The following is a 1,263-nucleotide window of genomic DNA, read 5'->3' on the forward strand; positions in this document are numbered from 1 at the left end:
ATTTTTTGTTGCCACTCATGTTTCATGCAAAAACATGTTGGGGGATAATCCTGAGCGTAGCTTCCTTGGTAAGTTTGGGTTGGGCTCGATGCCCAACTCAAACTTTATACGTTGGTGGCTTAAACCATCACGTAGTTCCTTGGTGGGTGCAAAGATACTAATTTTCTTTTATTTTACCTTAGCTTTTATTGCTTTTTCTCTATAGCTTACCCATTTTTTGTTGATTTCACCCATCTTTTTAGCTGCTTCACGTGGAGTTAGTCCATCAAGGCTCATATGAGGACGCTCTTCATTGTAGAAGTTTATAGCAAGAATCACAGCTTTTTGAACTTCACTAATACTTGCAAACGACATGCCTTTCAGTAACTCATTCTTGATGGTACTGTTCACTCTTTCTGCTACAGCGTTGTCCTTAGGATTTCCGCTTTCCGTCATGCTGATTTTGATGTCATACTTTTTAAGCAAATCCGTATAAGCAAAGCTAGCATACTGGACACCACGGTCAGAGTGATGAATTAGTTGGCTAAGATCATGTCCATCATAATGCTTTAGTGCCATTTTAAGTGCCTCGATGGCATAGATAGCCTCCAATGTTGGAGCCACACTATAGCCAACGATTTCCTTTGTGTAGTAATCGGTAATAAGGGCAAGGTAGCAGAACTTATATTCTCCACTCTCTGGATCGAGGAAGTATGGAATATAAGTTATATCGCTGACAACCAGCTGACAAGGACGTATTGGCAGTAAGTCTTTGACGATGTTTGGATACAAAGGAAGGTCATGGGTGGAGTCTGTTGTCTTCACCCTACGCTTTACCTTTCTAACCTTCAAATTGTATTTTTCGACTATGTCGTAAAAGCGGTTGTAGCCAACACTTCTTGATGCCCCAAATTGCTTCTGATACATAATCCAAAGTTTGTTGCCGCCAATCCCCGGATCTTTCTTGCGAATATCTTTTATGAACTCCACTACAAAGGCTTCCTGGGCTATTTTTACCATATCACTATCTCCATGCTTGTAATAGGCCTGCTTTGTAACACCAAGTAAACGACACATAGGGGCAACAGGATACTTTCTGTTGTCCCTAGCGTGAAGCCTATTTGCTACTTGGTGCCAGCTTTTTTTAAGTCTATACCATATACTTCCTTGCCAAAAGCGACCATTTCCTCATAGAAGTCCGCACGAAGACGCTCTGTCTTAAGCTGCTTCTTCAATTCTGCTATCTCCTTGACCAAATCTTTGTAGTCTGATGGAGTGATTGCC

The 1,263-nt window shown here is 41.3% G+C and carries 1 protein-coding gene; it reads right to left on the reverse strand.

Going from position 1 to position 1,263, the window contains the following annotated elements:
* Positions 1–168: 168 nt before the first annotated feature.
* Positions 169–1,140: an IS3 family transposase gene (locus GH664_RS24025; protein ID WP_228111690.1), complete on the reverse strand. Its 972-nt coding sequence runs from the start codon at positions 1,138–1,140 to the stop codon at positions 169–171.
* Between the last annotated feature and the right edge of the window lie 123 nt (positions 1,141–1,263).

The sequence above is a fragment of the Thauera sp. 2A1 genome, from assembly GCF_009469595.2.
Lineage (GTDB): Bacteria > Pseudomonadota > Gammaproteobacteria > Burkholderiales > Rhodocyclaceae > Thauera.